The 4585-nt window shown below is 62.4% G+C and carries 5 protein-coding genes; 3 read left to right on the top strand and 2 right to left on the bottom strand.

Annotated elements, in window-relative coordinates; translation table 11 throughout:
• A partial coding sequence (locus GM1_RS22825; RefSeq protein ID WP_217997964.1) for a hypothetical protein occupies positions 1-202 on the bottom strand: 202 nt, incomplete at its 3' end.
• A gap of 286 nt (positions 203-488) precedes the next feature.
• Between GM1_RS22825 and GM1_RS21085 the strand changes: the two genes are divergently transcribed.
• The 3 genes from GM1_RS21085 to GM1_RS21075 are packed head-to-tail and all read left to right on the top strand — an operon-like array spanning position 489 to position 2990.
• The gene (locus GM1_RS21085; protein WP_008382285.1) at positions 489-1697 is read left to right on the top strand and encodes a hypothetical protein; all 1209 of its coding nucleotides are present in this window, start codon (positions 489-491) and stop codon (positions 1695-1697) included.
• 34 nt (positions 1698-1731) lie between these two features.
• Positions 1732-2025, top strand: coding sequence for a transposase (locus tag GM1_RS22820; protein WP_006898371.1), 294 nt, complete (start codon positions 1732-1734; stop codon positions 2023-2025).
• Entirely contained in the window at positions 2022-2990 is a 969-nt protein-coding gene (locus GM1_RS21075; protein WP_008382279.1) for an IS3 family transposase, read from the top strand. The genes GM1_RS22820 and GM1_RS21075 overlap by 4 nt, the downstream gene beginning before the upstream one ends.
• Positions 2991-3064: 74 nt before the next feature.
• On the opposite strand, the gene GM1_RS21070 is transcribed toward GM1_RS21075, so the two are convergent.
• The gene (locus tag GM1_RS21070; RefSeq protein ID WP_008382277.1) at positions 3065-4465 is read right to left on the bottom strand and encodes an IS1380 family transposase; all 1401 of its coding nucleotides are present in this window, start codon (positions 4463-4465) and stop codon (positions 3065-3067) included.
• Between the last annotated feature and the right edge of the window lie 120 nt (positions 4466-4585).

Raw genomic sequence — 4585 nt, 5'->3', positions numbered from 1 at the left:
ATGTGTGGATCGTCTTTGCAGCGACGATTCCCGCTCCCCTGCCAGCCGAATAGGCGGGGTTCTGGGTGAGTCGCTGAACGGTGTCAACGAAGTTATCAACAATCACAACCCGGGCGTCCGGCTCTGACATTGCATTCAGCCCCGCTTCGATCGCGGTCAGCTGATCCTCTCGAAAACCTGCTCCAGTGACCTCAGCTTGCATGTGGCACTCACTCCGTTTCACCGGGCCCGAAGCCGACGCTCCATGGCTCGGTACTCAGCATAGGCTTGGGCGCCGACAAGACCTGCGGCATCGATTCTCGGCCGACTGATTGGGAGGCGAGTCGCGCGCCTTCGACTGACATCCGCCTCACTGTCGACGCTGAGCAGCGGGCGAACTCTTCCCCACCCCCGGCGCAGCAGCTGTTCGTCAACCTGCGTCGTAGTCGATTGAGATACTGGATCGGTGCCCTCGCGCGATGAAGTCCTGATGAGTACCTGGCGAATCCATGTCCTCTGAACGCGTCCCTTGGTCTCGCCTCGACAGCGGCGAGTTCGAACACACCGTCGCGATGCTGGTGTGCGCCGACCACCCGCTGGGGCAGAAGTTCACACCTGGCCCGGACGGCGGCATCGATGTCTTCGTTCCCGACGGCGACAGCCAGCGCAAGGTATTTCAAGTCAAGAACTTCCCCCTGAAGTTTGCCGGTGCAGAGTTCCGACAAGTGAGGAAGTCGCTCAGGGCGGTCGCAGAAACGTCAAGGCAAGAAGGATGGACGATCACCGAGTGGCACCTTGTGATCCCCCGCGATTCAACCCCCGGATACCGCGCTCGCATCGAAGAGGAGATCAAATCTCTGGGTATCCCGACGTGGTCATGGATGGGCCTGACTCAGCTCGATATTCTCGCAGCACGCCACCAGGAGCTCATCGATTACTACCTCAAAGGGGGCAAAGACCGTTTCGCTGATCAACTCGCCGAACTTACCGCCATCATTCGCGGTGACACGACCCTTGCTAGCGGGACTCGTTTGCAACCTGCCGACGTCGGCGAACGAATCAGGATCTTGCAACGTGCAGCAAACAATGACCCTCACTACCGGTACCACTTCGGAACATCCGATTGCCCCCCACACCAAGTCGACGAGCCCTGGCTGGTCGCTGTCGCAGCCGAGCAACACGGCCCCATGTGGCTTCACATCAAGGTGTATGCAAAGTTCGCTGCCGCCCTCAGCGAGCGTCCGATAACCACTACCGTGCAGGTCGACGTAACCGGCGACCCGGCACTCGCCGAGAGCTTCGAGCAGTTTCTCAATTTCGGAACAGATCTCACGATTCCCTCGTCTGCTGCGTCCGCAGAACTCAACCTCCCCGGCGGGCTCGGCGGCACTATTGACAATGCTGAGATCCACTTCACCGCCATCACGGCCGAAGCGGGCGGTCCGGAACCGGCATCTAGTATCACCGTTGGAGTCCGAGACGCTACAGGTGATGTCGTCGCCGAACTGCGGTTGGAGCGGAAGAGCTTCACGTCGGGGGTGCGCGGCGGCCAGCGAATCGTCTGGGCTGACCGGACCGGCAAGGTGGAGCTTGCACTTAGGGCCCGCTTCGGGCCCGTCGAAGTCGAAGCAGACTTCCGTATGAACTGGGACGTCCATGGCCAGTTGCCAGGCGACCTTATCTGGACCGTTCCCGCTCTGGTGGACACCCGGAGATGAGCGGTGAGTTCCCCCAAGATAGAGGGAGCGGATTATGGGATCTACTCGTCGGAGCTTCACTGCCGAGTACAAGGCCAACGCGGTAAGTTTGGTCATCGATGATGGCCGTGCGATCGCCGAAGTTGCACGCAGTATCGGCGTTCACGAGATGACGTTGGGGAAATGGGTGAAGAAGACTCGAGACGAGGGAAACGGTGAGTCTGACCGCCCGTTGAATGAGGACGAGCGGGCGGAACTCGAGCGCCTTCGCGAAGAAGTGAAGCACGCCCGGATGGAGGTGGAGTTCGCAAAAAAAGTAGCGACCTGGTTCGCGAAAGACCCGCGGTGAAATTCGCGGCTATCGCGGACTGGGCTGAATCCGATTCATATACGGTCACGTTCATGTGTGCTCAACTCGGCGTATCGACTTCTGGCTACTACAAGTGGCGCGGCAAGTCGCGCTCAGCTCGAGACCTCCGAGACGACGAGTTAACAGCGCTGATCGAGTACCACTACGAGCACCTCAACGGCCGTCCCGGCGTTCGGCGCATGCGTGCGGAACTCGCCGCCGGCGGCCACCGGGTCTCGCACAAGCGGGTGTGGCGGCTCATGAAGGTCGCAGGTCTGGAAGGCCGCCACCCGAAGGCGTGGAAACGCACCACCGTCGCCGGAGACAGCCCCGTTGGGGCACCTGACCTCATCGGCCGCGACTTCACGGCGGCCGAGGCGAACACCAAATGGTGCGGCGATATTACTTACGTACGGACCTGGAACGGCTGGGCGTACCTGGCCACCGTCATCGATCTGCACTCCCGGATGGTCGTCGGATGGGCCGTGGCCGACCACATGCGAACCGAGCTGGTCACCGACGCACTGGACATGGCCATCGCTCGTCGTCGACCACCCGGAAAAGTCATATTCCACAGCGATCGCGGAACTCAATACACGTCCACCGACTTCGATAAGTACTGCACGAAAAACAATATCCGACGATCATTGGGGCGCACTGGCATTTGTTTCGACAACGCGGTCGCAGAATCATTCTTCGCGAGCTACAAGAAGGAACTCATTCACACGCGCCCGTGGCCCACTCTAAAAGCACTCAAAAAGAGCACATTCACCTGGATTGAGGAGTACTACAATAGGGCCCGACGACATTCCACACTGGGCTATTTGACACCAGCCGAGTTTGAACTAGGATTCAGAGACATATACGACTCGCCGCTTAATTGCAGTGGCCACTTTAGCCCCCCTGATTCATGGGGTGTGGGAGATTCGGTTCTCTACGGATGTCGCGTCCTGATTGGCGAGTAGGCGTGCGGAAGCTCCGGCTAGCGCTGCCGGTGGGCGGGTCTCCGGGTGGTGCTGTCGTGGGCGGGCAGGTGAGGTCAGGCGGGTTTGGGGATCGCGGCGATCGTGTGGAACACCGCCTCGATGGCGACGGCCCACGGCCAGGTTTCGGGGATTTTCACGCGTCGTCGGCGGCTGCTGCGGGTCAGCAGGGCCGCGACGTGCAGGAATCGGTAGCGCATCGCTTTGGGCTCGCACAAGGCGAGAACGGCGGCCTCGCCGATGCAGGCCAGCAGCCGCGTCCACGCGATGAGGTCTGCGGCGATCATGACCGCGACGAGCCAGGCCTGGTTGACCGCGAATTCCCGCGAAGGAAGGCGGCCGAGTCCGGTGTCTTTGGCGTGGCGGATCCGGTCCTCCACGCGGGCGTGCGCCCGATGCCGCGCTTCGAGGAACTGCAGTTGACCGACGGCGGTGTTGGTCACAAATGCCTGGTAGCGCCACCCGTCGAGTTCCTCGAACATCGACAGTTGGGCGCCGGGGTGGGGTCGTTCGCGGCGGACGATGACCCGCATCCCGTCTGGCCACTTGGCGAGCATCCGTGGGGAGAGGAACCCGGTCAGCTCGGCGACCTCAGCCCCGGGCCGCAGGTCCCCGCCCTGGTTCAACGCTGGCCCCCACGCGGTGTCGGGGGCGATCGCGATGGCCCGGCGGATTCCGGCGGTGATCGAGAAGCCGACCGAGTACTCCACCCGCCGACCACGGATCCGATTCTGCTCGGAGATCCACTCCAACAGGTCATGGGAGGCGCCGGCGCCGTCGGATCGGATCAGCACATCACGCCGATGGGCGGCGGGAATCTGGGCGATGGCTTGCCCCAGGACGTCGATGTGGTCGGCCGCGGTGTTCGACCCCGCGTTGCCCGGCCGCAAGCTCGCAGCGAGGAACTCTTCTGTGTTGTCGCACCACACGCCGATCGGGTGGTAGCCGAAGGTGCGCTTGTAGGTCGGCGCGCTCTGTTCTTTCTCGCTGTGGGTGACCACGATGGTGGCGTCCACATCGAGCACGACCGTGTCCCCCAGATCCCGGCCCGCGCACTTGGAGGCCGGCACCCCGCCGGGCAGCTGGGACCACACATGCCGCCGCGTACGGGCCCGCGCGACCTGGATCTTTTTGCGTTTACCAGCGGTGACCTCGTCCAGGGCGCGCCACACCGTCGGAGAGGAGGCGACCGGACCCAGGACAGTGGATTGGTGGCGCAGGACGCGGATGTCGGCGATGGACGTGCCGCCACCTGTGAGCATCACCGCGACATCGGTCAACACCCTGCCACGGTCATGGATCGGGATGGATCGGCGCTGCGCCATGGCCCCCGACAGCTCGGCGGTCAGGCCGACGCGATCAGCCAGAAGACGCGGCGCGATGACCCCGGCATGAGCAATCACCCCGACATCCTCGACGGAGAACGACAGACCAGACGACCACGAAGTACGCTTCACCTACCGAGTGCTTTCTGCTTGAGGATCAGGAACCTTAAACAAGTCCCAGTTTCCCCTGTTCAGGAAGCACTTCGGTCTATTTTCACCCAGCGATCCGCAGATCCCCGTGAACTACCGGGG

It is taken from the genome of Gordonia malaquae NBRC 108250 (assembly GCF_000344135.1).
GTDB classification, from domain to species: Bacteria; Actinomycetota; Actinomycetes; order Mycobacteriales; family Mycobacteriaceae; genus Gordonia; species Gordonia malaquae.
The sequence above is the reverse complement of the archived record's forward strand: the minus strand, read 5'-3'. Positions and strand labels throughout refer to the sequence as shown.